26 protein-coding genes are annotated in these 25,713 nt (G+C 63.1%); 9 read left to right on the forward strand and 17 right to left on the reverse strand.

Annotation, left to right across the window (positions count from 1 at the left end):
* Nucleotides 1-73: 73 nt before the first annotated feature.
* Complete coding sequence (locus RX331_RS34820; RefSeq protein ID WP_317254087.1) at nucleotides 74-331, reverse strand: hypothetical protein; 258 nt, start codon at nucleotides 329-331, stop codon at nucleotides 74-76.
* 132 nt (nucleotides 332-463) lie between these two features.
* On the opposite strand from RX331_RS34820, the gene RX331_RS34825 reads away from it, so the two are divergent.
* Complete coding sequence (locus tag RX331_RS34825; protein ID WP_317254088.1) at nucleotides 464-1,990, forward strand: diguanylate cyclase; 1,527 nt, start codon at nucleotides 464-466, stop codon at nucleotides 1,988-1,990.
* On the opposite strand, the gene RX331_RS34830 is transcribed toward RX331_RS34825, so the two are convergent.
* Nucleotides 1,987-2,115: a hypothetical protein gene (locus tag RX331_RS34830; RefSeq protein ID WP_317254089.1), complete on the reverse strand. Its 129-nt coding sequence runs from the start codon at nucleotides 2,113-2,115 to the stop codon at nucleotides 1,987-1,989. The two genes, RX331_RS34825 and RX331_RS34830, sit on opposite strands and share 4 nt — an antisense overlap.
* Before the next feature lie 55 nt (nucleotides 2,116-2,170).
* Nucleotides 2,171-3,049: a UTP--glucose-1-phosphate uridylyltransferase GalU gene (gene galU / locus RX331_RS34835; protein ID WP_317254090.1), complete on the reverse strand. Its 879-nt coding sequence runs from the start codon at nucleotides 3,047-3,049 to the stop codon at nucleotides 2,171-2,173.
* A 215-nt stretch (nucleotides 3,050-3,264) separates the two neighbouring features.
* Between galU and RX331_RS34840 the strand changes: the two genes are divergently transcribed.
* Both RX331_RS34840 and RX331_RS34845 read left to right on the forward strand, forming a co-directional pair.
* On the forward strand, nucleotides 3,265-4,647 hold the full coding sequence (locus RX331_RS34840) for a lytic murein transglycosylase (RefSeq protein ID WP_317254091.1): 1,383 nt from the start codon (nucleotides 3,265-3,267) through the stop codon (nucleotides 4,645-4,647).
* A gap of 161 nt (nucleotides 4,648-4,808) precedes the next feature.
* The gene (locus tag RX331_RS34845; protein ID WP_317254092.1) at nucleotides 4,809-6,533 is read left to right on the forward strand and encodes a DUF459 domain-containing protein; all 1,725 of its coding nucleotides are present in this window, start codon (nucleotides 4,809-4,811) and stop codon (nucleotides 6,531-6,533) included.
* A gap of 86 nt (nucleotides 6,534-6,619) precedes the next feature.
* On the opposite strand, the gene RX331_RS34850 is transcribed toward RX331_RS34845, so the two are convergent.
* The 3 genes from RX331_RS34850 to RX331_RS34860 all read right to left on the reverse strand — a co-directional run bounded on the left by RX331_RS34850 (nucleotide 6,620) and on the right by RX331_RS34860 (nucleotide 8,449).
* Nucleotides 6,620-6,994 (reverse strand): CsbD family protein, encoded by a 375-nt coding sequence (locus RX331_RS34850; protein ID WP_317254093.1) that lies wholly within the window; start codon nucleotides 6,992-6,994, stop codon nucleotides 6,620-6,622.
* An 89-nt stretch (nucleotides 6,995-7,083) separates the two neighbouring features.
* Complete coding sequence (locus tag RX331_RS34855; RefSeq protein ID WP_317254094.1) at nucleotides 7,084-7,818, reverse strand: SDR family oxidoreductase; 735 nt, start codon at nucleotides 7,816-7,818, stop codon at nucleotides 7,084-7,086.
* A gap of 25 nt (nucleotides 7,819-7,843) precedes the next feature.
* Nucleotides 7,844-8,449, reverse strand: a complete 606-nt coding sequence (locus RX331_RS34860) for a GNAT family N-acetyltransferase (RefSeq protein ID WP_317254095.1) — start codon at nucleotides 8,447-8,449, stop codon at nucleotides 7,844-7,846.
* Here RX331_RS34860 and RX331_RS34865 point away from each other — a divergent pair.
* Entirely contained in the window at nucleotides 8,448-9,227 is a 780-nt protein-coding gene (locus tag RX331_RS34865) for an SDR family NAD(P)-dependent oxidoreductase (protein ID WP_317254096.1), read from the forward strand. The two genes, RX331_RS34860 and RX331_RS34865, sit on opposite strands and share 2 nt — an antisense overlap.
* A gap of 112 nt (nucleotides 9,228-9,339) precedes the next feature.
* Nucleotides 9,340-10,227, forward strand: coding sequence for a TauD/TfdA family dioxygenase (locus RX331_RS34870; RefSeq protein ID WP_317254097.1), 888 nt, complete (start codon nucleotides 9,340-9,342; stop codon nucleotides 10,225-10,227).
* Nucleotides 10,228-10,344: 117 nt separating this feature from the next.
* On the opposite strand, the gene RX331_RS34875 is transcribed toward RX331_RS34870, so the two are convergent.
* Complete coding sequence (locus RX331_RS34875) at nucleotides 10,345-10,995, reverse strand: YqgE/AlgH family protein (protein WP_317254098.1); 651 nt, start codon at nucleotides 10,993-10,995, stop codon at nucleotides 10,345-10,347.
* A gap of 136 nt (nucleotides 10,996-11,131) precedes the next feature.
* Here RX331_RS34875 and RX331_RS34880 point away from each other — a divergent pair, with 136 nt between their 5' ends.
* The 4 genes from RX331_RS34880 (at nucleotide 11,132) to RX331_RS34895 (ending at nucleotide 15,890) form a co-directional block, all read left to right on the forward strand.
* Entirely contained in the window at nucleotides 11,132-11,968 is an 837-nt protein-coding gene (locus RX331_RS34880) for a protein-disulfide reductase DsbD domain-containing protein (protein ID WP_317254099.1), read from the forward strand.
* A 735-nt stretch (nucleotides 11,969-12,703) separates the two neighbouring features.
* Nucleotides 12,704-13,051 (forward strand): hypothetical protein, encoded by a 348-nt coding sequence (locus RX331_RS34885; protein WP_317254100.1) that lies wholly within the window; start codon nucleotides 12,704-12,706, stop codon nucleotides 13,049-13,051.
* A gap of 380 nt (nucleotides 13,052-13,431) precedes the next feature.
* Nucleotides 13,432-14,796 (forward strand): flippase, encoded by a 1,365-nt coding sequence (locus RX331_RS34890; RefSeq protein WP_317254101.1) that lies wholly within the window; start codon nucleotides 13,432-13,434, stop codon nucleotides 14,794-14,796.
* Nucleotides 14,797-15,059: 263 nt separating this feature from the next.
* On the forward strand, nucleotides 15,060-15,890 hold the full coding sequence (locus RX331_RS34895) for a sulfite exporter TauE/SafE family protein (RefSeq protein WP_317254102.1): 831 nt from the start codon (nucleotides 15,060-15,062) through the stop codon (nucleotides 15,888-15,890).
* A gap of 29 nt (nucleotides 15,891-15,919) precedes the next feature.
* On the opposite strand, the gene RX331_RS34900 is transcribed toward RX331_RS34895, so the two are convergent.
* The 10 genes from RX331_RS34900 to RX331_RS34945 form a co-directional block, all read right to left on the reverse strand.
* Nucleotides 15,920-16,708: a 3-hydroxybutyrate dehydrogenase gene (locus RX331_RS34900; RefSeq protein ID WP_317254103.1), complete on the reverse strand. Its 789-nt coding sequence runs from the start codon at nucleotides 16,706-16,708 to the stop codon at nucleotides 15,920-15,922.
* Between the two features lie 5 nt (nucleotides 16,709-16,713).
* A complete protein-coding gene (locus RX331_RS34905) occupies nucleotides 16,714-17,889 on the reverse strand; it encodes a DUF3734 domain-containing protein (RefSeq protein WP_317254104.1) in 1,176 nt (391 codons plus the stop codon).
* Nucleotides 17,890-18,049: 160 nt separating this feature from the next.
* Nucleotides 18,050-18,547, reverse strand: coding sequence for a CAP domain-containing protein (locus tag RX331_RS34910; protein ID WP_317254105.1), 498 nt, complete (start codon nucleotides 18,545-18,547; stop codon nucleotides 18,050-18,052).
* A 245-nt stretch (nucleotides 18,548-18,792) separates the two neighbouring features.
* On the reverse strand, nucleotides 18,793-19,842 hold the full coding sequence (locus RX331_RS34915) for a sulfate ABC transporter ATP-binding protein (protein WP_317254106.1): 1,050 nt from the start codon (nucleotides 19,840-19,842) through the stop codon (nucleotides 18,793-18,795).
* On the reverse strand, nucleotides 19,839-20,807 hold the full coding sequence (gene cysW / locus RX331_RS34920) for a sulfate ABC transporter permease subunit CysW (protein WP_317254107.1): 969 nt from the start codon (nucleotides 20,805-20,807) through the stop codon (nucleotides 19,839-19,841). The genes RX331_RS34915 and cysW overlap by 4 nt, the downstream gene beginning before the upstream one ends.
* 10 nt (nucleotides 20,808-20,817) lie before the next feature.
* Nucleotides 20,818-21,603 (reverse strand): sulfate ABC transporter permease subunit CysT, encoded by a 786-nt coding sequence (gene cysT / locus RX331_RS34925; RefSeq protein ID WP_317254108.1) that lies wholly within the window; start codon nucleotides 21,601-21,603, stop codon nucleotides 20,818-20,820.
* Between the two features lie 90 nt (nucleotides 21,604-21,693).
* A complete protein-coding gene (locus tag RX331_RS34930; protein WP_317254109.1) occupies nucleotides 21,694-22,683 on the reverse strand; it encodes a sulfate ABC transporter substrate-binding protein in 990 nt (329 codons plus the stop codon).
* A 138-nt stretch (nucleotides 22,684-22,821) separates the two neighbouring features.
* Nucleotides 22,822-23,553 carry a phosphoadenylyl-sulfate reductase gene (locus RX331_RS34935; protein ID WP_410708044.1) on the reverse strand — a complete coding sequence of 244 codons (732 nt, stop codon included), beginning with the start codon at nucleotides 23,551-23,553 and terminating at the stop codon, nucleotides 22,822-22,824.
* Entirely contained in the window at nucleotides 23,550-24,062 is a 513-nt protein-coding gene (locus RX331_RS34940) for a DUF934 domain-containing protein (RefSeq protein WP_317254110.1), read from the reverse strand. The genes RX331_RS34935 and RX331_RS34940 overlap by 4 nt, the downstream gene beginning before the upstream one ends.
* Complete coding sequence (locus RX331_RS34945; protein ID WP_283030311.1) at nucleotides 24,049-25,704, reverse strand: nitrite/sulfite reductase; 1,656 nt, start codon at nucleotides 25,702-25,704, stop codon at nucleotides 24,049-24,051. The genes RX331_RS34940 and RX331_RS34945 overlap by 14 nt, the downstream gene beginning before the upstream one ends.
* Nucleotides 25,705-25,713: the final 9 nt, after the last annotated feature.

Raw genomic sequence — 25,713 nt, forward strand, 5'->3', positions numbered from 1 at the left:
CTGTCATCGGGCGCGCATTCGCGCGACCCGTTGGCGGATGATGACAGCCGCGCGAGAGGGATCTTGGCGTAACTCACCGCCTCGACGGCATTCGCTTGAACTTCACGCTCTTCCCGTCCGCCTGGCGGGTGGCGATGTAGCCTCCGTCAAGGCACGCCTCGCGCTGCGGCATCTTCTCCTGCGGGCTGCGCAGGCTGTCCCACCAGGAGGCGCGGTGTGCCGCCCGCGGCAACGCGGCGTCGATGATCTCCTCGATCTCCTCGAAGCTCAGCACGAATTCCGCGCGCGTCTGCGCCTTAAGATAGTCCCGCAACGGGTCGTAAACGTTCACGCGTGTCCTCGGTGGTGATCTGCAGAAAACCGTCGGCGCCGGCAACCGGTCGTTAACTCTCTATCATAACGTGCCGGCCGTTTAAGGCCGCAACAATTAATCCAGCGCATACCGGATGGCCAGGAACAGACGATGCTATTCGGACGGCAAAGCGACGCGATCGGAAGGGGTTGGTTCGGGAAAGCCTCCGGCCGCCGGCGCTGGCGCTTGTCCGTGAAGCTGCTGATCGCCTCGTCGATCGCAACCGTCATCGGCTTCTCGGCGATCTGCACCAGCGTGATGTTCGACATGCGTCGCGGCGAGGAAGAACTCGCGCGCCAGACGCTGGAAAATCTCGCTGCCGGCATCGATGCCGATATCGCCCGGAACATCGAGCTCTACGATCTGTCGCTGCGCAACGTCGCCAGCAATCTGGTCATTCCGGAGATCCACAAGGTCAGCAAGGAGATCCGTCATCTGATCCTGTTCGATCATGCCGCGACCGCAAAGCACTTCGGCGCGATCCAGGTATTCGATGCCGACGGCAAGCTGAGCATCGATGCGGCGAGCCTCGACCCGGCTCCGGAGGATCGCAGTGACGAGGAATATTTCCAGATCCATCGCGCCAATTCCAACGTCGGGCTCTACATGAGCCGTCCGATGCTGCGTCGCAGTGCCTATTCGATTGTGTTCAGCCGGCGCATCAATGATTCCGACGGCGGCTTCCTTGGCGTCGTGGTGGGCTCGATCCGCTTCAGCTATTTCCATGAACTGTTCGGCCGGCTCACGCTCGATCCCGGCGATACGATCACGGTGCTGCGTCAGGATCGAACCATCATCATGCGCAAACCGTTCGGCCTTGAGATCATCGGCAAGAATCTGGCCGAGCGTCCCCGGTGGAATCCGGCGAACCTGAAGGACGGCGGATCTTTTGCCGGGGTCGGCCCGGTCGATCCGACCCCACGGCTGTTCGTTCGCGCCGGTACGACGAGCCTGTTTTTCGTCGTGGTCGGCAAGCCGCTGGCGAGCATCTTAAAACTTTGGCACCGCGAAGCGCTGCGGATCGGCGCGATCATGCTGGTGCTGACCTTGTTCGTGGTCGGCACCACGCTGTTCCTCGCCCGCGAGATCGGCCGCCGCGCCAAGGCGGAGGAGAAGCTCGAGGAGCTTGCAACGACGGACTCGCTCACCGGACTGAAGAACCGGCGCAAGTTCGATATCGAGATCGACGCCGAGTGGCGGCGGGCGGCGCGCAACAAGACGCCGGTCGCGGTCCTGATGATCGACGCGGACCACTTCAAGGCCTACAACGACACCTACGGACATCAGGCCGGCGATCAGGTGCTGGTCGGCATCGCGATCTGCATTTCGGACGCGGTGCGACGCGCCGGCGATTGTCCGGCGCGCTACGGCGGCGAGGAATTCGCCGTGCTCCTGCCGGGTCTGTCGGCCATCGAAGCGTTCGCTGTTGCAGAGGCCATCCGACTGAAGGTCGAGCAATGGTCGGAATATCCGGGCGTGACGACCGTCAGCGCCGGCGTGGCGAGCATGACGCCGGCGGGATCGTTCGGCTGGCCCGACCTCATCGAAGCTGCCGACAAGGCGCTCTACGCCGCCAAGGCCAACGGCCGCAACCAGTCCGTGGTCGCCGCAATCCCGCAGCTCGCGCTGGTGGCTTAGGGCACGGTGTCGTCATGCCCGCCACCCGGTCCGGCCTCTGGCCGGCCAGATGACAGGCTCCGGCGGGCATCCAGTACGCCGCGCCGCTTCGGATCGACCACCAACGCCGCGGAGTACTGGATCATCCGCTTTCGGGGATGATGACAGCAGAGGAACGCAAAATACGCTTCGCGCCTCACGTCATTTATCGAGATACTTCTTCATCTCCGCGCGCAGGCCGTCGCGCAGCTCATCGCGGGCCATGCCGTAGGCGATGTTGGCGCGCAGGAAGCCGGATTTCGAGCCGCAATCGTGCCGCTCGCCCTCGAACTCGACGCCGTAGAATTTCTGAGTCTTGGCAAGCGTCTTCATCGCATCGGTGAGTTGGATCTCGTTGCCCGCGCCGCGCTCCTGCTTCTCCAGGATATTGAAGATTTCCGGCTGCAGGATGTAACGACCGGTGATCGAAAGATTTGACGGCGCCGAGCCCTTCGGCGGCTTCTCCACCATGCCGTCGACTTCGAACATGTTGCTTGCAAGGCGCTCGCCGACACCGCAGATGCCGTATTGATGGGTGAGATCGTCAGGCACGGCTTCCACCGCGAGCAGGTTGGATTTTTCGCCGAGCTGGCTCGCCGCCTCGATCATCTGCTTCAGGCAACCCGGATTGTTCAGCACCAGCTCATCCGGCAGCACCACCGCGAACGGCTCGTCGCCGACGATGTCGCGCGCGCACCACACGGCATGTCCGAGACCGAGCGGCGCCTGCTGGCGCGTAAAGCTCATGGCGCCCGCTTCGGGCTGGTCGCGCGCCAGAATGTCCTGCTCGGCCTTCTTGCCGCGCTGCGCCAGCGTGGTGTCGAGCTCGAACATGCGGTCGAAATGGTCTTCGATCACGCCCTTGTTGCGGCCGGTGACGAAGACGAAATGTTCGATCCCGGCCTCCTTGGCCTCGTCGACCACATATTGGATCAACGGCTTGTCGACGATGGTCAGCATCTCCTTCGGCATCGCCTTGGTGGCGGGCAGGACACGGGTGCCGAGACCGGCGACCGGGAAAACGGCTTTACGGATCTTCATGGGATGTCGGTAGCCTTAGAAATGAGGAAAGTGCTTTGAAAGCACGTTGATAGCCGGTTTGCAGCCCTGAACAAAGGCGGATGTATGGTCCCCTTGCGCGCGGGGCGCGCGACAACAAAATGCCCTTTGTTAAGCTATTGGAAACCGTGACCGGGCCTTTAGAACCGGGGTGAAAAACGACGGACGGACACTGCATGGGCTTAGCTGAACGAGCGATGAGCAAACGGGCCGGCACGATCCTAATCGCGGCCGCGCTGTTGTGTTCCTGTCCGGCAGCCTTGGTTGCCCCGTCCCATGCCCAATCCTCGGGCAAGGACGGGATTTCGAACTTTTTGGACAACATCTTCTCGGGTCCAAACGCCAGCCCGACGCCGCAGGCCGCGCCCGGCCCAAACGGCGCGCCGCCGCCCTGGAGCGGCGAGGACGGCGCCTCCGGCCATCCCCTGATGACCGCCGACGCGATCCGCCAGGCGGCGGCGAATTTTCAGAACTGCGTCGCCTCGATGTGGCCTGATGCCGCACGGCGCAACATCAGCCAGGAAAACTTCCAGCGCTTCACTGCAGGGCTGGAGCCTGATCTGCGCATCATGGACCTGATGGATTCGCAGCCCGAATTCACCAAGGCGATCTGGGACTATCTCGACATTCTCGTGAACGACAACCGCCTCGCCAAGGGGCGCGAAATCCTCGCGAAATACAAACCGCAGTTCGATGCCGTGGAGAAAGCCTATGGCGTCGACCGCTACATCATCGCCTCGATCTGGGGCATCGAGTCCAACTACTCGACGCAGATCGGCGACCGCAGCGTGGTGAATTCGACGGCGACGCTGGCCTGCATCGGCCGCCGCCAGGCCTATTTCAAAGATGAATTCCTCACCGCGCTGGAAATCCTCAACCGCGGCGATCTCAGTATCGAGCAGATGCGCGGTTCCTGGGCCGGCGCGTTCGGACCGACCCAGTTCATGCCGACCGCCTTCAAGCGCTATGCCGTCGATGGCGACGGCGATGGCCGCCGCGATGTCGTTGACAATCCCGCTGACCTGATCGCCTCCACCGCCAACAACCTGAAGAAGGACGGTTGGCAGACCGGGCGGAGCTGGGGCTACGAGGTGGTGTTGCCGCAGGGCTTCAATTTCATGCTGGCGGACAAGTCCAAGGCGATGACGGTCGCGCAATGGCAGGCGCAAGGCCTGACCCGGGCCGACGGCAAGCCGTTCCCGGATGCGACCGAAAAGGCCTACCTGCTAGCGCCGGCCGGCATGCAGGGGCCGGGCTTCCTGATGCTGCAGAATTTCCGGGTGATCATGAAATACAACCCGGCCGAGGCCTATGCGCTGGCGATCGGCCATTTTGCCGACCGGTTGCGTGGCGCACCGCCTTTCGTGCAAGCCTGGCCGCGCCAGGAACGGGTGCTGTCGCGTGCCGAGCGGCTGGAATTGCAGCAGCTCCTGGCCCAGCGCGGCTTCTACAAGGGCACCCCGGACGGCCAGTTCGGCGGCCAGACCCGGGAGGCGCTGCGCAGCTTCCAAGCCTCGATCGGGGCGCCGGCGGACGGATTTGCCTCGGCGGACGTGCTGGAACGGCTGAGAGGGCGTTGAATTACCCCTTTCCGGAGTTAAAAGGCGTCCTGAAAACCACGATTCGGCAGAAGCCTTGACGCTCGGGCCGGAACACCGGTTTATGGGGAAAATCTGCCCGCTTGCGGCCCGATTCCGCTACTATATTTGACGCTTCACGATCCATTTTGCGACCGAGCCGGATGCGAAAGCCAAAGTCCTTCTTGCGCGTGTTCACCGACACCGGCCCGCTGGCCGTGCTGGCAGTTGTCATCGCGCTTCTGGTCGGGATCGTGGGCCCGGCTTCCGCGCAGTTCTTCAACTTCGGCGGCTTTGGCGGACCGCCGCAGCGACAGGCGCCGCAGCGTGGCGGCGGCTGGTTTGGCGGCGATTTCTTTGCGCCCTTCCAGCAGCAGCAGCAACCCCAGGCACCGCGCCAGGATTTCTCCCGCGCGCCCGGCCCCGCCAAGCGCGACACCGTACCGGAACGTAACGTGCTGGTGCTCGGCGACGCCATGGCGGACTGGCTCGCCTATGGCCTGGAAGACGCCTATTCCGAACAGCCCGATATGGGCGTGATCCGCAAGCACAAGACCGTCTCCGGCCTGATCAAGTATCAGCCGCGCGGCGAGCCTGCCGATTGGGCCGCGGCCGCCAAGGCCATCCTCGCGACCGAAAAGCCTGATGCCATCGTCGTCATGCTCGGCCTCAACGACCGCGTCGCGATCCGCGAGGCGGTCACCGAGAAGAAGACCGACAAGAAGGATGAGAAGAAGGACGCCCGCGGCAAGCCGGACGCCAAGCCTGCGGATGGCAAGAAGCCGGAAGGCGCGACCGACACCGCAAAGCGCGACGAAAAGCCGGTCGATGCCGAATTGTCGCCTGACGATGCCGACAACGACACGCCGCAAACCGCCGCCCCCGAAAAGAGCGCGCGCTCGGGCGGCGGGCTCTATGAATTCCGCGACGAGCGCTGGGTCGAGCTCTACGCCAAGAAGATCGAAGAGCTGATCGGCATCCTGAAAGCCAAGGGCGTGCCGGTGTTGTGGGTCGGCCTGCCGGCGATCCGCGGACAAAAGGGAACGGCCGACATGCTGTTCCTCGATGCGCTCTACCGCGATGGCGCAGGCAAGGCGGGCATCACCTATGTCGATATCTGGGACGGCTTTGTCGACGAGGCCGGCCGTTTCCTGCAGAAGGGCCCCGACTTCGAAGGGCAGATCCGCCAGCTCCGCACCGCCGATGGCGTCTTCTTCACCCGGCCCGGCGCGCGCAAGCTCGCGCATTATGTCGAGCGCGAGGTGACGCGCCTGCTCGCGGCACGCTCGGGGCCAATCGCGGTGCCGATCGAGCCGACCGCGCCCGAAGCCAACGTCACGCCCGGCCAGCCGGCGCCGCGGCCCTTGGCCGGACCGGTCATGCCGCTGGTGGCTTCCTCCGTCGGCACCGACCAGCTGCTCGGTGGTCCCGGCTCGCGTCCCGCCGCCGTCGATGCGCTCGCTGCTCGCACACTGGTGAAGGGTGAAGCGCTGGCACCGCCTGCCGGCCGCGCCGACGACTACATGTGGCCCCGCCGGGAAATCGGCCGTGAGCCCGCGAGAGGTGATGCGCCGGTTGCGGCCGCCCCGTCCGGTGGCGCGGTGGCGGCAGCGCCCGCGCAAAAGCAGCTTTTGTTGCCGCCACCACAGCAAGTGCAGCAGCAGCAAAGGAGACTACCGCCGCCACCTCCGCCGCCGATGCAGCTTCGGCCGGCGCAAAACAACGGGCCGTCGCTGCGTGACTTCTTCGGCGGCTTCGGCGCAGCACCGCGGCCGCCTGCTCCACCTGCGGCGGCACCGCCGCGCGGGCCGTTTGCCCCCGGCGTGCCGCGTCCGCCAGGTAACGTCGGGCGCGCGGCCGAGGTCCCGCCCGGCAACTTCACACGATAATTTCTGACGCCTCACGCCGAGGACCATGTTCACGCATCATCGGACGATGCATCGCATCGCCCGATGAACCTGTGGGGACGGCATGCCTAACCGTAATAGCGCCAGCGCGGCGGCGGGCGGCGTGGCGGGCGCGTCATCAACAGCGCCAACGCAAAGCCAATTCCGCCGGCGACAAGCAGCGCACCCAGCGGGTTTTCCTGCACGGTTTTCGCCACTGCCTTCTGGCCGCTGCGAACCGTCTCGCCGCTGTTCTCGTAAGCATCCTTGGCGTAGTTGACGGCGGTGTCGGTGGCGTCGCGGGCGGCGTCCTTGGCTTGGCCGTAGAGATTTTGCACCGTGCCGGCGGCTTCGCGCGCGCGGCCCTCGGCCTGCGTCTTGGCATCGCCGGCCATATCACCGACCGTGCCTTCGACCTTACCGGCAAAATCTTTCGCCGAGCCGACAATCCGATCCTTGTCCATCGCGGTCACTCCTGTTTTCAAGAGGAGTAACCGACGAGCCCCCGTCCGGGTTCCGACCACCCAAACCGCCGGTACGCTTGGTGCCGGGCTTACAGGATCAGCCCGCCATCGACCACGATGGTCTGGCCGATGATGTAGGACGCCAGCGGCGAGGCGAGGAACAAGGCGGCACCTGCCATATCGGCGGGCGTGCCGAGCCGCTTCAGCGGAATCCGTTCCAGCGCGCCTTCCAGCCGTTTTGGATTTGCCGTCGTCGCCTTGGTCATCTTGGTGTCGACGAGGCCGGGCGCGATGCCGTTGACGCGAATGCCGTTTTCGGCCCACGCCTCGCCTAGCGTGCGCGTCAGGCCCACCGCACCGGTCTTGGAGGCATTGTAGGCGGGATTGCCCATGGTGGAGTGATAGGCGGCGGTCGAACTGACGATGATCAGCGAACCCTTTGCCACGCTCAGCATCGACTGAAATTTGGTTGCGCACGCCATCAGGCTTATCAGATTCACTTCCAGCACTTTTCGAAAGCCGTCCATCTCGAACTCGCCGCGGCGATAGATTACCGCGCCTTGCGCCAGCACCAGCACGTCGAGCGTCTCAAAGGATGGCTTGAACGATTGAATGGCTTGCGCATCACTGACGTCGAGCTGGAAATAGTCGAGCCCGTCGAGATGCGATCCTTCGTCGGGCGAATAATCGGCGGCGCTGTTGCGCCTGCCGCAGACCGCGACCTTCGCGCCCTTGGCGCGAAACGCCTGCGCGATGCCGTTGCCGATGCCGCTGGAGCCGCCCACCACCAGCACCTGCCTGCCGCTGAAATCCAGTTCGTTCATCCCTGAGATCCCTTCTTGTTGTTTTCTAGTTTGAGCCTTCGTCGAGGAATTTGACCATCAGAAACTCGTCGTAATAACGCCCGTCATGCTTGAGGCCGTGCTTTTCATAGCCATATTCGACGAAGCCCATGGCGCTATAGAGCCGGTGCGCCGCTTCGTTCTCGCTGACCACGGTCAACTGAACCATCTCCACGCGCCCGCGCGCGTGGTCGAGAACCGCCGTGACAAGCATCTTTCCGACGCCGGAACCTCGCGCAAGGTCTCGAACATACATGGCCCAGAGCAAGCCCTTGTGCGCCTGCTTCGAACCTTCCCGCACGGAAAATCCGGCTATTCCGATGAGCCTTCCGTTGAGGAATGCACCGAAGATGGAAGCGCGGCCAATAGCTGCTTCGAACCACGATAGCGGCTGTGCACTTTCCCACTCGAGCGTGCTGCCGAATGCCTCGGGGTTTTTCTGCAGCGCCTCCAGCCGGATCTCCCGGTAGAGCGCGGCATCGGCACCCTCCAGGCGACGTATCTGCGCTGCGCCAATGTCGGTCACGTTTGCACCTCGCTTCGTTTGACCTGTCTGAGGATCGGTGCCAGCCTTGTCAATCTCGCAACGCGCATCCCTGTCCAGGTCCCACATGTCGGATTTCAAACAGCTCAGCCGCTCCGTCAAAGGTCTGACGGTTCTCGTTACCGGCGCTGCCAGCGGCATGGGCCGCGCCACCGCGCTCGTTTTCGCGGACGAAGGCGCGAGCGTTGCCGTCACCGATCTGGATGCTGAGGCAACCCAGGCGGTCGCCGGCCAGATCGCTTCGCGCGGCGGCGCTGCGAAGGCGTGGACGCTCGATGTCGCCAATCCCGGCGACATCGTCAGCGTCGTCAACGACGTCGCCGCCCATTTCGGCTCGCTTGATATCGTCGTCAACAATGCCGGCATTTCCGTGCGCGTCGCGATCGACGACGATGGATATGACGCCGCCTGGGACAGGGCGCTGGCGGTGATGCTGACGGCGCATCCCCGCATTATCCGCGCCGCCCTTCCCCACCTGCGCCGATCGAAATCGCCCCGCATCGTCAACATCGCCTCGACCGAAGCGCTCGGCGCCACCGCGCTGCACAGCCCCTACTCCGCCGCGAAGGGAGGCGTGACCAGCCTGACCCGCTCGCTCGCCGTCGAGCTCGGCCGCGAAGGCATCACCGTGAACTGCATCTGCCCCGGCCCGATCCGCACCGCCATCACCGAGCGGATTTCCGAAGAGCACAAGACGATCTACGCCAAGCGCCGCACCGCCCTCGGCCGCTATGGCGACGCGGAAGAGGTGGCACACATGACGTTGAGCCTGTGCCTGCCGGCCGCCTCGTTCCTGACCGGCGCGGTGATCCCGGTCGACGGCGGGCTGATGGCCCGCAATGCGTGAGGCGTCGCGTTCGGGACACGAGGCCATGCGCCGCTGACAGAGCCAGTAACGTTGACATCGCGCGGCCCGGGAGTAGCCTTTCCGAAAAAGCAACGCAGCAGGGAGAGGCACCATGGCCTTGGCCATCCGTCAGTTGCACAAGCATTTTGTCGGCGAGGTGTCCGGCCTCGATTTGCGTGTGCCGCTCACCAGGGAGCAGGCGACCGAGGTCGAAGCGGCGATGGACAAATATGCCGTGCTGGTGTTTCACGGCCAGGATATCACCGACGAGCAGCAGCTGGCATTTGCACTGAATTTCGGCGAGCGCGAGAAGGCGCGCGGCGGCACGATCGTGAAGAAGGACGAGTACCGGCTCACCACCGGACTGAACGACGTCTCCAATCTCGGCAAGGACGGCAAGCCGCTCGCCCGCGACAGCCGCGCCCATCTGTTCAATCTCGGCAACTGCCTCTGGCATTCCGACAGTTCGTTCCGCCCGATCCCGGCAAAATTCTCGCTGTTGTCGGCGCGGGTGGTGAACCCGAAGGGCGGCAACACCGAATTCGCCGACATGCGCGCGGCCTATGACGCGCTCGACGACGAGACCAAGGCCGAGATCGAGGACATGATCTGCGAGCATTCGCTGATGTATTCGCGCGGCTCGCTCGGCTTCCTCGATTACACCGACGAGGAGAAGGAGATGTTCAAACCGGTGCTGCAGCGCCTGGTGCGAACGCACCCGGTGCACCGCCGCAAGTCGCTGTATCTGTCCTCGCATGCCGGCGCCATCCAGGGCATGAGCATGCCGGAGGGTCGGCTGCTGCTACGCGACCTCAACGAGCACGCCACGCAGCCGGAATTTGTCTACGTCCACAAATGGACACTGCATGACCTCGTAATGTGGGACAACCGCCAGACCATGCACCGCGTGCGGCGCTATGACCAGTCGCAGCCCCGCGACATGCGCCGCGCCACCATTGCCGGCACCGAGCCGACGGTGCAGCAGCAGGCGGCGGAGTAGAGAGCCCTTCACTGTCATCGCCCGCGAAGGCGGCCGATCCAGTAAACGCAGTCTTCGACAATTGCGAACGATGGTGGCTACTGGATGCCCCGCCTGCGCGGGGCATGACGAGCAGAGTCACGCGTGCCCGGCTTCGTTCGACAGCATGCCGGGATCGATGCCGATCTTGCGCAGCGCACGCTGGTACTTCTCCTCGACATCGTCGCCGAAGATCAGATCCGGATCGGCGTCGCAATGCAGCCAGCCATTGTGCTGGATCTCGTTCTCGAGCTGGCCCGGCGCCCAACCGGCATAGCCCAGCGCCAGGATCGCGTGCTTCGGCCCGGTACCCTCTGCGATCGCCTTGAGGATGTCCACCGTCGCCGTCAAACAGATGCCGCTATCGATGTTCAGCGTCGCGTCCTTGATGAAGAAATCGCTCGAATGCAGCACGAAACCGCGGCCGGTATCGACCGGGCCGCCCTTGAGCACCTGCAATGTTTCCGCATTTTCCGGCAGCTTGATCTGGTCGGCCTTCTGGATGATGTCGAGCTGAACCAAAAGCCCCGGAAAATCGATGCTGCCGGCCGGCCGGTTGACGATGATGCCCATCGCTCCTTCCGACGAATGGGCGCACATGTAGATCACGGAGCGCTCGAAGCGCGGATCGCCCATCACGGGCATCGCAATCAGCAGCCGGCCGTCCAGATAGCCTTCACCGGACGAGCTATCGCCAATGCCGGCGGCTTTGCGGCGGACGGATTTGGGTGTCTTGCCTTCAGGGCTCATCCGCAAAAGCCTCTCTTACAGGTCTCATATCCTGATATCGGGGGCGGTTTCTGTCAATCAAGCTTGCGACATCATTCGCCCAACGATCACACGCAATTCAATGGTTTACGCCGAAACTTGCCTGTAAAGACGTGCCATGATCCCTATGGTTCCACTGCGCGCCGCAATCGGCGTCGCCGCCCTATGTGTCGCCTACGCGGCGTCGGAGGTTCGGGCCGAGGATACCTCGCCGTGGCAACGCGACGCGCATTCCGCGCTGCGGCTGCTGGCGGGCTCGCGCAGCGGTACGGTATTGCTCGGTGGTGTCGCCATCCAGCTGCAGCCGGGGTGGAAGACCTACTGGCGGACGCCTGGCGATTCCGGCGTCCCGCCCCGCTTCGATTTCTCCAAATCCGACAATGTCGAGGCCGTAACGGTGCTGTGGCCGGCGCCGACCAAGTTCGATGATGGTGCCGGCGGCACCGCGCTGGGATACAAGCATCAGGTCGTGCTGCCGCTCCGCATCGTCGCCAAGAGTGCCGACAAGCCAGTGACGCTGCGGGCCAATATCGGCTACGCGGTTTGCGAGAAGATCTGCATTCCGGTCGAAGCCCATGCCGAACTCGCCTTCGCCAGTGTGGCAAGTACCGAGGACGGCACGCTGTCCGACGCGCTGAATGCGGTGCCGAAACCCGCCAATATCGGCGACCCCACGCCCTTGACCATCCGCGACGTCAAGCGCAACGGAAAGACCGGCGTGCTGGTCGACGTCACGGCGCCCGACGCCAAAGAGGTCAACCTGTTCGTCGAGGGTCCGACGCCGGATTGGGCGCTGCCGGTGCCGAAACTGGTCGAGCAGAGCCCGCCCGGCGTCAAGCGCTTTGCCTTCGAGCTCGACGGCCTGCCACCCGGCGCCAGTCCCGATGGCGCCGCGCTCAAGCTGACTCTCGTCGGCGGCGACAAGGCCTATGAATTCAACGTCAATTTGAACTGACCTCCCACCGCCCGTTCTTTGCAACATCGCCGTTGCCGCCCCGAATGAAGAACTACGAAGTGGGGGTTGGCGCCACAACGGCTGGCGGTGGCATGTGGACAGGAAGAGGATCGGGGGACAGGACGAGGTAGAGCCCGCCTGCGATCAGCATGACGGCAGCTATGACTACCCCCATCATCGCCAGCACCAAGTCCGTTGGATCATCCATTTCATGGCCGGGACAGGAATAGTACTCAAACAGCTGGCAGCCATCGCCTTTGGCTATCCGCGCGAGCGCTCGTGTGAATAACGGCGGGTCCTGAAGACCTTTGGCTATCCGCGACAGGCGCCGTTGTGAACGGCGGGCGATGGCTCCGGGCAACAAACAATGGCAAGACCATTTAGTTCCTGCGCCCCTGCATCGCATCGCCCGTCCGGCCAGTTGTTAACGAAGGCCCGTCCCCTGCAAAAATTTTTTAGCCGACCTCTTGAATGCGGACTTGGACCCCACCAGATCGTTTTCCGCGCCGGAGGCGCTTCGGCGTCGCTCGGCGCAATTCGGAATACGGTCCGGCCAGCAGGCCAGGCCCGCTACTAGGCAAGCAAGAAAGGATGCACGGGTACGGGAGCTTGAGATGAGCACGTCTGTTCAGGGAAGGCCGCGCAAACGCGTAGCGCTCGTTCTGGATTGGCTCATGGTTGCAATGAGCTTCGCAACAATCGCGTGGATCAGTTTTCGAACGATAGGAGGATGAGATGATCGCTGATCACACCATCATCTCCGCTCGGACGGAGATGAGCAAGGACACTTACGCGGATCGCCCCTTCAAGCGACGATTGATGGCAGTTGTCATTGGCGCGGCACTGACCATGCTGGCGCTGGCGGCTTGGGGAATGGACAGCCCACATGTCCGGCAGCCTGTCAATGGCGCAGCTACTCCCATTACGTTGCCGCCGGTCCCCTATATTGAATCGATACCCTGGATGAAGTGGGACGCGAACACCAACGCGTTCAAGACCGACCTCCTGTTGTCCCCGACACAGCAGTGGGGAATCGGGCCAACGCGGCAGATGCAGAGCGTGCAGCAACTGTCCGCGAATTGAGCCGATCTGCCCGATGCGATTGCGCTGACATCGCAGATCGCACCGGGCTCGCAAACGCATCATCCGCTTATGTCCCACCGGTCGATCCAGCTCCAGCATCTGGCCGAAGCAGCCATACTCCGGCAATTGCCGTCGAGCGTCCGATCGTTCCTGTCGAAAGCGAGCGTCGGGTAATCGAGCATTGTCTACGCCTGTTGCAACCGCCAAAACTTGCTATGACCAGCGCCAGCGCCTTATCCGTCTGGCCAAGCTCTCCGAATCCCACCTGCAGGCTTGATGGAACAGGTCCCCGACCCAACCGAATCTTAACGAATGGTTGATACGTCAGGCCATCGCCGCCGCCTCGCGGCGCGTTTCGGGGATGCATCCTTGTGGCCGTGATGGAGACACAATCCGCAGCCGCCTCGCCTTCCGGCGTGATCGGCCGCCTGCGCGCCCTGCTCGGCGGCTCCCATGAAGCTTCCGTCACGCGGCGCCTCGCCGGCATGATCTTTGTCATCCGCGTTTTCAGCGCGGCGCTGGCCTATTTTTCGCAGATCCTGCTGGCGCGCTGGATGGGCGGCTCGGATTACGGCGTCTATGTCTATGTCTGGACTTGGGTGCTGCTGCTCGGCAGCATGATGGATTTCGGCATCTCGGCATCCGCGCAGAAGATCATTCCGGAATATCGAACGCGCGGCGAACATGCATTGCTGCGCGGCTTCCTCTCCGGCAGCCGCTGGATCACCTTCGCGGTCTCCTCTCTTGTCTCGCTGCTGCTGGCGGGCGTGGTGAAGGGACTGTCGACTTGGATCGACGGCAACGCGACCATTCCGCTCTATATCGGTTGCCTGACGCTGCCGGCCTTTGTCGTCGCCAATACCCAGGATGGCATCGCCCGCTCGCATGACTGGATGCAGCTCGGCCTGATGCCGCAATTCATCGTGCGGCAATCGCTGATCGTCGGCTTTACCGCAGGCGCCTTCGCGCTCGGCTTCAATCTCGGCGCCACCGCCGCGATGCTGGCGAGCGCTGCGGCGGTGTGGATCGCGATGCTCGGCCAGATGATCGTACTCAATCGCCGGCTCGGCGGCCATGTCGAGCCCGGCCCCAAGGCCTATGATTTCCGCGGCTGGCTCGCGGTCTCGCTGCCGATCCTGATGGTCGAAGGATTTTACCTGCTGCTGTCCTACACCGACGTGCTGGTGCTGCAGCAATTCCGTTCGTCGGAAGAAGTCGGCATCTATTTCGCCGTGGTGAAGACGCTGGCGCTGGTGTCCTTCATTCACTACGCGATGGCAGCGACCACGGCACACCGCTTTGCTGAATATCATGCCCAGGGCGACAAGCCGCGGCTGTCGGCCTATGTGGCGCACGCGATCCAGTGGACGTTCTGGCCGTCGCTCGCGGCGACCATCGTGCTGCTGGCGCTCGGCAAGCCATTGCTGTGGCTGTTCGGGCCGCAATTCGTGGCCGGCTACGACATCATGTTCATTGCGGCGATCGGCCTTCTGGTACGTGCTGCGATCGGCCCGGTCGAGCGTCTGCTCAACATGCTCGGCCACCAGCACATCTGCGCGCTGGCCTATGCGCTCGCCTTCGTCATGAACGTCGTGCTTTGCGTCATCCTGGTGCCCCGTTTCGGCGGCCACGGCGCGGCAGCGGCGACCTCGATCTCGCTGGCGTTCGAGACCGTGTTGCTGTTCTGGATCGTGCGCCGGCGGCTGGGACTCCACGTGCTGGCGTTCGGCAAGCGCTCGTCCTGAAGCAATAGGACAGCAATCGCGCCACATTTCCCCCGCTCTTGAGGAGCAGGAACAAACGGCTGGCGTGTTCCAGCCTCACATCCGTAACGATTTCGCGGGGCGACATCTGAGGCTTCGGGAACATTGCCGTCGTCGCAGCGCCATAATGGAGAAAATATCCAGCGCGCTGCGGAGCCTGCACAAAGCGTTCTTATTTTGCCCGATCGGGACGTCGCCACCTGCGTTGCTATATACTCTATGGAATCAAATATCTGACACTTGAAATGATCGATCCTCTCTACGTTGCATCAGGATTCGGCGTCGGCCTGCTGGTCGGGATGACCGGCGTCGGCGGCGGTTCGCTGATGACGCCGCTGCTGATCCTGTTGTTCGGCATTCACCCGTCGACCGCTGTTGGCACCGACCTGCTTTACGCCGCGGCGACCAAGACCGGCGGCAGCCTGGTGCATGGCCTGGCGCAGAGCATTCACTGGCCGGCGGTGATCCGCCTTGCCAGCGGCAGCATCCCGGCAAGCATCGTTACCCTGCTGGTGTTGTGGCAGCTCGAACTCAACAGCGAGGCCGCGCGCAGCCTGGTCAATCTGGTGCTGTGCTTTGCTCTGATCCTGACCGCGACCTCGCTGATCTTCCGCAAGGCCATCATGGAGCGCTACCGCAGGCACATGGAGCAGCTCGCCCCATCGATGACCGACCGGGCAACGATATTGGTCGGCGTGGCGCTCGGCGTCCTGGTCTCGATTTCATCCGTCGGCGCCGGCGCGGTCGGCGTCACCGCACTCCTGCTGCTCTATCCGCGCCTGCCGATGGCGCGCATCGTAGGCTCCGACATCGCGCACGCCGTGCCGCTGACGCTGGTCGCCGGCGTTGGCCACTGGGCGCTGGGTGCGGTCGATTGGGCGCTGATGGGCGTGCTGCTGATCGGCTCGCTGCCGGGCATCATCGTCGGCAGCTACTGCGCGGTTCGTGTGCCGGAGAGCGTGCTCAGACTGCTGCTGGCAACCGTACTGATTCTGGTGGCCAGCAAGCTCGGCTTCAACGAACTGCAGATATCAACCGAGAGTGTCGCAGCCGCGGCGAGGGGCATCACGCATTAGTGTGCGCGCTCCTGCGCCGCAGCCGTTCGCTACTCCGCGGTCCAGCCGCCGTCGATCGACAAATTGGCGCCGGTAATCTGCGCAGCTTCGTCGCCGCATAGGAACAGCGCCAGCGCCGCGACCTGTTCCGAGGTCACGAATTCCTTGGTCGGCTGTGCATCAAGGAGCACGTCCTTGATGACCTGCTCCTTGGTCATGTTACGCGCTTTCATGGTTTCGGGGATCTGGTGCTCAACGAGCGGCGTCCAGACATAACCCGGGCTGATGCAGTTGCAGGTGATCTTGAAGGTCGCAAGCTCGAGCGCCACCGTCTTGGTGAGGCCGGCGATGCCGTGCTTCGCCGAGACATAGGCCGACTTGAAAGGCGAAGCCACCAGCGAATGCGCTGATGCCGTGTTGATGATGCGGCCCCAGCCGCGCTTCTTCATGCCGGGCACGGCAGCGCGGATGGCATGAAATGCCGATGATAGATTGATCGCAATGATCGCGTTCCATTTTTCGATCGGAAACTCCTCGATCGGCGACACGAACTGGATGCCGGCATTGTTGACGAGGATATCGACCGAACCGAAGGTCTTCTCGCCGAGCGCAATCATTTCGGCGATCTCGGCGGGCTTGGTCATGTCGGCGGGCGAATGCACGGCGCGCACCTTGAAGTCGGTCTCGATGCCGGAGCGCTCGCGCTCGATATCGGCCGGCACGCCCATGCCGTTGAGCACGACATTGGCGCCGGCGGCGGCGAAAGCGCGCGCATAGGCCAATCCGATGCCACTGGTCGATCCGGTCACGACGGCGGTTTTGCCTTTTAACGTTGTCATTGCATTCACTCCTGCTTGGCGCCGGGGGTTTTGGGAGCATCCCCCGACATGTCGTAAGCCATCATGGTCTCGCCGGATTGCGGACGCTCCAGCACGTCCTTGTGACGCATCGACTGATGAACGTCGCGGACGCCCGCGTTCCAGTGCTCGACCATGGCGACGTGTGAAAAGTCGTAATCCTTGGACGAGGTTTCGTAGTTCTTGCTCTTGTAGATCAGGTGCACCACGGTGACGGTGTTTTCCTTTGCCGCGTTGCAAAGCACTTCCACTGACGGATCGCTTTTGAGTTCATCGGGCAATTTTCCGAGCAGCTCGCGCAGCGCCTTGCGCGCGTTGTGCAGTTGCTTGTTCTTGTCGGTTGCCATGCGGGTGCGGCTGGAATAGCGGATGTCCTTTTCGCGCTCGGCGGCTTCCAGCAGCGACGTCGGCAGATCGCCGGTCGCGCTGAACAGGTCGACCTGGAAGATCAGGAGATCGCGGTTGGTTTCCTCCCCCAGCACGAAATCGAGCGGCGTATTGGAGGCAATGCCGCCATCCCAGTAATGCTCGCCTTCGATCTCGACGGAGGGAAAGCCCGGCGGCAGCGCACCGGACGCCATGATATGCTCCGGCCCGATCTTTTTGCCGAGCTTCCTGAATTCGAAATTGTCGAAATACTTCAGGTTGCCTGAAGCCACGCCGACGGCGCCGACGCTGAGCCGCGTCTTCAGATCGTTGATGCGATCGAAGTCGACCAGCCGCTCCAGCGTCTTCCTCAAAGGCGCGGTGTCGTAATAGCTCTGCGATTGCCGGCTGCCCGGCGGCCACAGCGGTGCCGGCGGAACGCGCGGCGTGAAGAAGCCGGGCACGCCGAAGGTCGCGATCAGCGCCGCGCTGGTTTCATTAAACAACGAGCGCGCGCGATCGCCTGGGGTCACCGGGCTCCACGACACCGGCGACGACACCATCTCCCAGAATTCCTTGAGCCGATCGACGCGCGTTGAGTTATCGTTGCCGGCAATGATCGCGGCGTTGATGGCGCCGATCGAAATGCCGGCAATCCATTCCGGCTCGAAGCCCGAGCGACACAGCGCCTGAAAGGCGCCCGCCTGGTAGGAGCCTAGCGCGCCGCCGCCTTGCAGCACCAGGACGCGCTGGGCCATTGCGGGCGTGGTGGCCGGTGCAGAATCCGAAGAACTCATTGTGACCGTATGGGGAGAATCCATCGTGACCGCCGGCTAGTGGACAATGACAGCGGCACCGTGGCGGCAGTTCGCGACGGCGTCAATCAGCGAGATCGAAGCAAGGATCACGCCGAGTTTATCGCATTGTGAAATTCTGGAGCCCTACCCGGTCCCTGCTTCAGGTCGATGCCAGGATAAGCGTCCAGAACACCTTGTATTTGGTGTTTGGAGCATAAGTGGCCGCGATGCCCAATTTTGTGACACCGTGCTTCAGCATATTGGCCTTGTGCGGCGGCGAGTCGCGCCAGCCGGAGAAGGCCTCCGCCAGCGTGTGGTATCCGGCCGAGACGTTTTCGACCGCTAGCGTCGCCGGATAGCCTGAGGCTTTCAGCCGCTTGTCCAGCGGGCCCTTCACGTCGTGGTCCATCTTGTTGCGGGCGGCCATCGCCTGGGATTGCTGCTCGGCAAGCCGGGTCAGCTCCGGATCGACCACCACGGTGCCAAGCCCGTTGTTCTGGCGGTATTGCGAGATCATGATCGCGGCGGCCGCCGTATCGAGGGCGGCACCGGGCTTGGACATGTCGACATACATCGACGGCTGCTCCGGCAATTTGACGTCGCCGGCACAGCCGGCAAGCAGCAAGAGCCCGATAATGGCGGTTGTCGCCCGTTTCACCGATAAAATCCCCCGAATCCCCTAAGGCTGGACGGCCGTTGTTGCATACCAACCGTGGCTGAATGGTGAACGAGGGGACGGATGCTGGCCATTAAGGCACTCACCGCTGTCATCGTCCGCCCCAGTGCGCAATTGCGCACTGGGGCGGACGATCCAGTACTCAGGGTCCTCGCAATTATAGGCAGCGGTGATTACTGGATACCCGCCTTCGCGGGTATGACAACCGCTTTTGGCGGCATCTCGGGCTAATCCTGGGCCGCAAAAATCCGGTAGCGGCGGGGCTGCAAGCCGATGATCTCACCGGCCTGGAGTTCCCGGTCCCGGGGGGCATCGATCTCGATCACGGTCTTGCCCTCGCCATCGGTCAAGGCGACCTCGGCCCGCTGGATCGGGCCGAACGAGCGGACATGGCGCACCGCGCCCTCCAGCGAGCCGGTTCCTGCTGGGCCGATCTGCATGTCATGGCGGCGGACGAACAGTTTCGAGGCGCCGGCAGCGACCCCCTCGGCGGCGATATTGAGCGGCCGGCCGCCGAGATGCACCGAGCCGCCGGCGACCTCCACCGGCAGCACGATGGATTCGCCGATGAAGCCATGGACGAAGGCGGTGGCCGGATTGTCATAGACCTCGCCGGGTGAGCCGATCTGTTCGATGCGGCCCTTGTCCATGACAACCACCCGATTGGCGACTTCCAGCGCCTCTTCCTGGTCATGGGTGACGAAGATCGAGGTGACGTGGATCTCATTGTGCAGCGAGCGCAACCATTGCCGCAGCTCCTTGCGCACCTTGGCATCGAGCGCGCCAAAGGGCTCGTCGAGCAAGAGGATGCGCGGCTCGATCGCCAGCGCGCGCGCCAGCGCGATGCGCTGCCGCTGCCCGCCGGAAAGCTGGCTCGGATAGCGATTGGCGAGCCAGTCGAGTTGCACCAGATCGAGCAATTCCTTGACGCGGGCGCGGATCGTGGACTCGTCCTTGCGCACGGCGCGCGGCTGTACGCGCAGGCCGAAGGCGACGTTCTCGAACACCGTCATGTGGCGGAACAGCGCGTAGTGCTGAAATACGAAGCCGACATGGCGCTCGCTCGCGCCGTGTCCGAGCGCGTCCTCGCCGTCGATCGTGACCTCGCCGGCATCCGGCCAGTCGAGACCGGCGATGATGCGCAGCAGCGTCGTCTTTCCCGAGCCTGACGGACCGAGCAGCGCCAACAACTCGCCCTTGCCGACCTTCAGATCGACATTGTCGAGCGCGGCGAACGAGCCGAATTTCTTGACGATGTTCTTGACTTCGATGGTCACCTTAAATCGTCCTTTGGGGTTTGCCCTTCATCCAGGCGCTGCTCGAGAACAGTCTTCACGACCAGCGTGATCAGCGCCAGCATCGCCAGCAGCGAAGCAATCGCGAACGAGGCCACGAATTGATACTCATTGTAGAGGATTTCGACCAGCAGCGGCATAGTGTTGGTCTCGCCGCGGATATGGCCCGAGACCACCGACACCGCGCCGAACTCGCCCATCGCGCGCGCATTGCACAGCAATACGCCGTAGAGCAGGCCCCATTTGATATTGGGCAGCGTGACGCGGAAGAAGGTCTGCAGGCCCGAGGCACCGAGCGAGATCGCGGCCTCTTCCTCCTGCGTGCCCTGCTCCTGCATCAAGGGAATCAGCGAACGGGCGACGAACGGAAAGGTGACGAAGATCGTCGCTAGCGCGATGCCCGGCACCGCGAACAGGATGTGGATGTTGTTCGCCTGCAGCCATGCGCCCCAATAGCCCTGCGCGCCGAACAGCAGCACGAAGACGAGGCCCGATATGACAGGGCTGACGGAGAACGGCAGATCGATCAGCGTGATCAGGAACGTCTTGCCGGGAAAATCGAACTTTGCGATCGCCCAGGCGGCAATCACGCCGAACACCAAATTGAGCGTGACGGAGATCGCCGCCACCAGCAGCGTCAGCTTGATCGCCGAAAGCGCCTCCGGCTCGGCCAGCGCGGCAAGATAGGTGCTGACGCCCTTGGAAAAGGCCGATGCGAACACGACGACCAACGGCAGCACGACGAAGACCGTGAGAAAGGAAAGCGCGAGAGCGATGATGATGAATCGGATCGGTCCGGGCTCGCTTCGCAGATCCTTGGAGGCCGCCGCATGGCGGGCACGGTCGCTTGCCTTGCGCGGGGCCGGCTGGGAAATCGCGAGGTCGGCGGCGGAGGCATAGGCTCGCAGCGAGGTCGCCGGGGTCACAAAGCTCGTTTGCGTCGACATCGACCGGCCCTCAATGCGCGGGAATGCGGGTTTGCGCCCAGCGTTGCAGGCGATTGACGGCGAAGATGATCACGAAGGCAGCCAGCAGCATGACGACGGCAATCGCCGTCGCATCGGCATAGCGGAATTCGGATAACCGGATCACGATCAGCAGCGGCGCGATCTCGGAGACGTTGGGCAGATTGCCGGCGATGAAGATCACCGAGCCGTATTCGCCAACCGCGCGCGCGAACGCCAGCGCAAAGCCGGTCAGCAGCGCCGGAATCAGGCTCGGCATGATGACCCGAAACACCGTGTGCCAGCGGTTGGCACCGAGGCTTGCGGCGGCCTCCTCGATCTCCGGATCGAGATCAATCAGCACGGGCTGCACCGTGCGCACCACGAAGGGAATACCGATGAAGACCATCGCAATGAAAATACCGATCGGCGTGAACGCCACCTTGATGCCGAGCTCGGCCAGGGGTGCGCCGAGCCAGCCCTTCTGCGCGAACAATTGCGTCAGCGCGACGCCCGCCACCGCGGTCGGCAGTGCAAAAGGAATATCGACGATGGCGTCGAACAGCCGCCGCCCTGGAAAGCGATAGCGCACCAGCGCCCACACAATGATGGTGCCCATGACCAGATTGACGCAGGCCGCCGCGAAAGAAAGGCCGAACGAAATCTTCAGCGCGTTCAAGGTGCGGCGGCTGGTGAGGATTTCCCAGAACTGAACCAGCGAGAGGTCGAACGTCCTTAGAAACAGGCCGGCGAGCGGAATGAGAATAATGACGGAAAGCCAGGTCAGGGTCAGTCCCATGGTAAGACCAAACCCGGGCAGGCTGCTTCGCCGTGCGACCGCTGTGCTCACATATCCCCCTGCTTCCGCTCCGGCTGACCGCTCACCAGATCAATTCTTGTAAATCTGGTCGAAAATGCCGCCTTCGCCGAAGTGATCCTTCTGCGCCTTGGTCCAACCACCAAAAACGTCGTCGATGGTGAAAAGTTCGACCTTGGCGAAGGATTTTTCGTACTCCTTCGCAATCTCCGAATCGCGCGGACGATACGAATTGCGTGCGGCGATTTCCTGACCTTCCTTGGTATACCAATATTTCAGATAGGCCTCGGCCACCGCTCGGGTGCCTTTTTTATCGGCAACCTTGTCGACGATGGCCAGCGGCGGCTCAGCGAGAATCGAGAGCGGCGGCGATACAATCTCGAACTTGTCCTTGCCGAATTCGCGCTGCGCCAGGAACGCCTCGTTCTCCCAGGCCAGCAGCACGTCGCCGACGCCGCGCTCGACGAAAGTTACCGTCGAGCCGCGTGCGCCGGTATCCAGCACCGGCACGTTCTTGAAGAGATCAGCGACGAACTTCCTGGCCTTGTCGGCCGAGCCGTACTTCTTCTCGGCAAAGCCCCACGCTGCGAGGTAATTCCAGCGTGCGCCACCCGACGTCTTCGGGTTCGGCGTAATCACCTGCACACCTGATTTGATCAGATCGTCCCAGTCCTTGATCGCTTTGGGATTGCCCTTGCGCACCAGGAACACGATCGTCGAGGTGTAGGGCGCGGCATTGAGCGACAAGCGCTTCTGCCAATCCGCCGCCACAAGGCCTTTCGCGGCGATGGCGTCGATGTCATACGCGAGCGCGAGCGTGACGATATCAGCCTGCAGCCCGTCGATCACCGAGCGCGCCTGCGAGCCCGAGCCGCCATGCGACTGCTTGATCTCGACGCTCTTGCCGGTTTCCTTCTGATAGGCCGCGGCGAAAGCCTTGTTGAAATCGGCGTAGAGCTCACGCGTCGGATCGTAGGACACATTGAGCAGGCTAAAGTCAGCGGCGATGGCCGAACTCGCCCAGAGCAATCCAGCGACCAGCGGCAGAATGCGACGGATCATCGTTGATCTCCATTCGGCTTGACGAAACATATCATCAAAGCGGGATCGCATAAGTCGCGACGAAAGGTCGCTTAGTCAATGAAACCGCGTTTCATAGTTTTCGGTTCCGCAGCTTCATTGTCCTATCAATCTGGCGTCCTACGACGCCTTCATCGTGTGGATGCCGCATTCGGTCTTGGCTCTGCCGCGCCAACGCCCCGCGCGGGCGTCTTCGTCGGGCAAAGTGCGGCTCGAGCACGGCATGCATCCGACCGACAAGTATCCTGAGGCGACCAGCGGATGCGCAGGCAATTTAGCCAGCTTATAGATCGCTTGGATCTCTTCGCGCGAAACGTTGGCGAATGGATTGAACTTCAGCCGCTCGCCATCCTCTTCGACGACGGGGATCTCGGCACGCGCGCCACCCTGAAAGCGCTTGCGTCCGTTGATCCAGGCGGAGAACGGTTTGAGTGCCCGCGCCAGCGGCTCCACCTTGCGAATGCGGCAGCACGCATCCGGATCGGAGAACCACAATTCGCGTTCGGGGTCCTGGCGCGAAAGCGTCTCTTCCAGCGGCGTGACGGAGCGAACGTCGCGAAGGCCGAGCACGGAGATCAGCGTATCGCGATAGGCCAGCGTCTCCTCGAATAGCCAACCGGTATCGAGAAAGATCACGGGGATCGCGGGATCGACGTCCGCCATCACCTTGAGCAGCGCGGCCGATTCCGTGCCGAACGACGACACCAGCGCGATCTGCTCGCGGCCGACGGTTTTCAGCGCGGTCTCGATGATGTGCTCGGGCGAGGCGTCGCGCAACGTACGATCGAGCGTCTGCGCCGAATGAAGGATCGCAGCTTCAGCCGCATGCGCAGCTTGTGAAATCGTGCTCACTGGCCGGCACTCTCCGAGTGGCGCAGTTGCATACGCCGGTTGAGGGCGGTAATGCGGCCATCGCCGGTCGGCTGGTAGAACACCGAATAACGCTTCATGGTCTCGGCGAACGCATCGGCATCGGTGTCCTTCTTCACCTCGAAGGCATCGAAGCCGGCGCGCGACATGAATACGAACTGGTCGCGCAGCACCTGGCCGGTAGCGCGCAGCTCGCCGTCATAACCGTGCCGCTCGCGCAGCAGCCGCGCCTGGCTGTAGGCGCGGCCGTCGCGGAAGGTCGGAAACACCAGCGCGACGGCGGCCAGGCGGTCGAGATAGGGCACGAGGTCGTCGATCGCGCGACTGTTCGGCCAGATCACGCCGGTCTTGCCGCGCTTGAGAATGGCTTCCGGATTGTCGAGGAAGCGCGCCCCGGTAATGAGGACCGCGCCGTCGCCCGGCAGTTCGGCGCCGTCGGCGACGTGGACGAACAGATCGGTGGCAATTCTTCCGTTCTTAACGAGTGGCATAGACCCGCTCCTTGAAAGGCTCGACGCCCAGACGCTTCACCGTGTCGACGAACAATTCCTCGGGACGGTCGCGCAGCGCCAGATAAGCTTCGACAATGTCTTCGATCACGTCGGCAACTTCGGCATAGGGAACGGCCGGACCGATCAGCACGCCCATCTGGGCGTTTTCGTCGGCGCGGCCGCCGATCGTGATCTGATAAAATTCCTCGCCGTTCTTCTCGACACCGAGAATGCCGATATGGCCGACATGGTGATGGCCGCAGGCATTGATGCAGCCGGAGATGTTGATATGGAGACGGCCGATCATGTCTGATGTGTCGTGGTTGGCGAACCGCCGCGTCAATTCCTGCGCGATCGGGATAGAGCGCGCATTGGCGAGCGAGCAATAGTCCAGCCCCGGGCAGGCGATGATGTCGGTGACCAGATTGACGTTCGGCGTCGCGAGCCCGAGACGGTCGAGCGCCCTCCAGAGCTGCGGCAGGTCGCGCTTGGCGACATGCGGCAGCGCCAGGTTCTGCTCGTGGCCGACGCGGATTTCGCCGAATGAATATTTGTCGGCGAGATCGGCGACCGCGTCCATCTGGTCGGCGGTGGCATCGCCGGGCGGGCCGCCGACCGGCTTCAGCGACAGCGTCACGATCGAATAGCCCTGCACCTTGTGCGGGGCGACCGAGTTCTTGCGCCAGCGCTCGAACAGCGGATCGGCCGCAGCCTGCTTCAGTTCGTCCGGCATGTGCGGCAGCTTTTCGTAAGCCGGATAGGAAAAGCGCGAGCGCACCTCCTCGATGGCGGAATGATCGAGCGTCAGGGCGCTGTGGCCCATCTGCTTCCATTCCTCCTCGACCTCGCGCGCGAACTTTTCGATGCCGAGCTCATGGACCAGGATCTTGATGCGGGCCTTGTAGATGTTGTCGCGGCGGCCGTACTGGTTGTAGACGCGAAGGATCGCCTCGACATAGCTCAGGATATCGCGGCCGTGCACAAATGGCTTGATGGTCTTGGCGATGAACGGCGTGCGGCCGAGGCCGCCGCCGACCAACACCTCGAAGCCGGTCTCGCCGTCCGCATTCTTGTGCAGCCGCAGGCCGATATCGTGGATCTTGATCGCGGCGCGATCGTGCTCGGATGCGGTGATCGCGATCTTGAACTTGCGCGGCAGGAACGAGAATTCCGGATGCAGTGTGGTGTGCTGGCGCAGAATCTCCGACCAGATGCGGGGGTCCTCGACCTCGCCGGGCGCAACGCCGGCCCACTGGTCCGAGGTGACGTTGCGCATGTTGTTGCCGGAGGTCTGCATCGCGTGGATGCCCACTTCAGCGAGCTCGGCCAGCGCATCGGGCAGCTCGGCGAGCTTGATCCAGTTGTACTGGATGTTCTGCCGCGTGGTGAAATGGCCGTAGCCGCGGTCATAGCGCCGCGCGACACGGGCCAGCGCCCTCAGCTGCTTCGACGACAGCGTGCCATAGGGGATCGCGACGCGGAACATATAGGCGTGCAGTTGCAGGTACACGCCGTTCTGCAGCCGCAGGATCTTGAATTCGTCCTCGGTGAGCTCGCCGGCCAGGCGGCGCTTCACCTGATCGCGGAATTCCGAAACACGCTCGTTGATGAGCGTGCGGTCGAGTTCGTCATATGCATACATGATGGACTA

The sequence above is a fragment of the Bradyrhizobium sp. BWA-3-5 genome, assembly GCF_032917985.1.
In the GTDB taxonomy this organism is placed as follows: Bacteria; Pseudomonadota; Alphaproteobacteria; order Rhizobiales; family Xanthobacteraceae; genus Bradyrhizobium.

What these genes read in the sequence shown, in the direction of transcription:
- RX331_RS34880 (WP_317254099.1), top strand. Translation starts at nt 11,132, where the DNA reads ATGATCCCTATGGTTCCACTGCGCGCCGCAATCGGCGTCGCCGCCCTA.
- RX331_RS34900 (WP_317254103.1), bottom strand. Translation starts at nt 16,708, where the DNA reads ATGACAACGTTAAAAGGCAAAACCGCCGTCGTGACCGGATCGACCAGT.
- RX331_RS34840 (WP_317254091.1), top strand. Translation starts at nt 3,265, where the DNA reads ATGAGCAAACGGGCCGGCACGATCCTAATCGCGGCCGCGCTGTTGTGT.
- cysW (WP_317254107.1), bottom strand. Translation starts at nt 20,807, where the DNA reads ATGTCGACGCAAACGAGCTTTGTGACCCCGGCGACCTCGCTGCGAGCC.
- RX331_RS34905 (WP_317254104.1), bottom strand. Translation starts at nt 17,889, where the DNA reads ATGAGTTCTTCGGATTCTGCACCGGCCACCACGCCCGCAATGGCCCAG.
- RX331_RS34945 (WP_283030311.1), bottom strand. Translation starts at nt 25,704, where the DNA reads ATGTATGCATATGACGAACTCGACCGCACGCTCATCAACGAGCGTGTT.
- RX331_RS34895 (WP_317254102.1), top strand. Translation starts at nt 15,060, where the DNA reads ATGATCGATCCTCTCTACGTTGCATCAGGATTCGGCGTCGGCCTGCTG.
- galU (WP_317254090.1), bottom strand. Translation starts at nt 3,049, where the DNA reads ATGAAGATCCGTAAAGCCGTTTTCCCGGTCGCCGGTCTCGGCACCCGT.
- RX331_RS34870 (WP_317254097.1), top strand. Translation starts at nt 9,340, where the DNA reads ATGGCCTTGGCCATCCGTCAGTTGCACAAGCATTTTGTCGGCGAGGTG.
- RX331_RS34930 (WP_317254109.1), bottom strand. Translation starts at nt 22,683, where the DNA reads ATGATCCGTCGCATTCTGCCGCTGGTCGCTGGATTGCTCTGGGCGAGT.
- RX331_RS34875 (WP_317254098.1), bottom strand. Translation starts at nt 10,995, where the DNA reads ATGAGCCCTGAAGGCAAGACACCCAAATCCGTCCGCCGCAAAGCCGCC.
- RX331_RS34940 (WP_317254110.1), bottom strand. Translation starts at nt 24,062, where the DNA reads ATGCCACTCGTTAAGAACGGAAGAATTGCCACCGATCTGTTCGTCCAC.
- RX331_RS34845 (WP_317254092.1), top strand. Translation starts at nt 4,809, where the DNA reads ATGCGAAAGCCAAAGTCCTTCTTGCGCGTGTTCACCGACACCGGCCCG.
- RX331_RS34890 (WP_317254101.1), top strand. Translation starts at nt 13,432, where the DNA reads ATGGAGACACAATCCGCAGCCGCCTCGCCTTCCGGCGTGATCGGCCGC.
- RX331_RS34885 (WP_317254100.1), top strand. Translation starts at nt 12,704, where the DNA reads ATGATCGCTGATCACACCATCATCTCCGCTCGGACGGAGATGAGCAAG.
- RX331_RS34860 (WP_317254095.1), bottom strand. Translation starts at nt 8,449, where the DNA reads ATGTGGGACCTGGACAGGGATGCGCGTTGCGAGATTGACAAGGCTGGC.
- RX331_RS34850 (WP_317254093.1), bottom strand. Translation starts at nt 6,994, where the DNA reads ATGGACAAGGATCGGATTGTCGGCTCGGCGAAAGATTTTGCCGGTAAG.
- cysT (WP_317254108.1), bottom strand. Translation starts at nt 21,603, where the DNA reads ATGGGACTGACCCTGACCTGGCTTTCCGTCATTATTCTCATTCCGCTC.
- RX331_RS34830 (WP_317254089.1), bottom strand. Translation starts at nt 2,115, where the DNA reads ATGATCCAGTACTCCGCGGCGTTGGTGGTCGATCCGAAGCGGCGCGGC.
- RX331_RS34825 (WP_317254088.1), top strand. Translation starts at nt 464, where the DNA reads ATGCTATTCGGACGGCAAAGCGACGCGATCGGAAGGGGTTGGTTCGGG.
- RX331_RS34855 (WP_317254094.1), bottom strand. Translation starts at nt 7,818, where the DNA reads ATGAACGAACTGGATTTCAGCGGCAGGCAGGTGCTGGTGGTGGGCGGC.
- RX331_RS34865 (WP_317254096.1), top strand. Translation starts at nt 8,448, where the DNA reads ATGTCGGATTTCAAACAGCTCAGCCGCTCCGTCAAAGGTCTGACGGTT.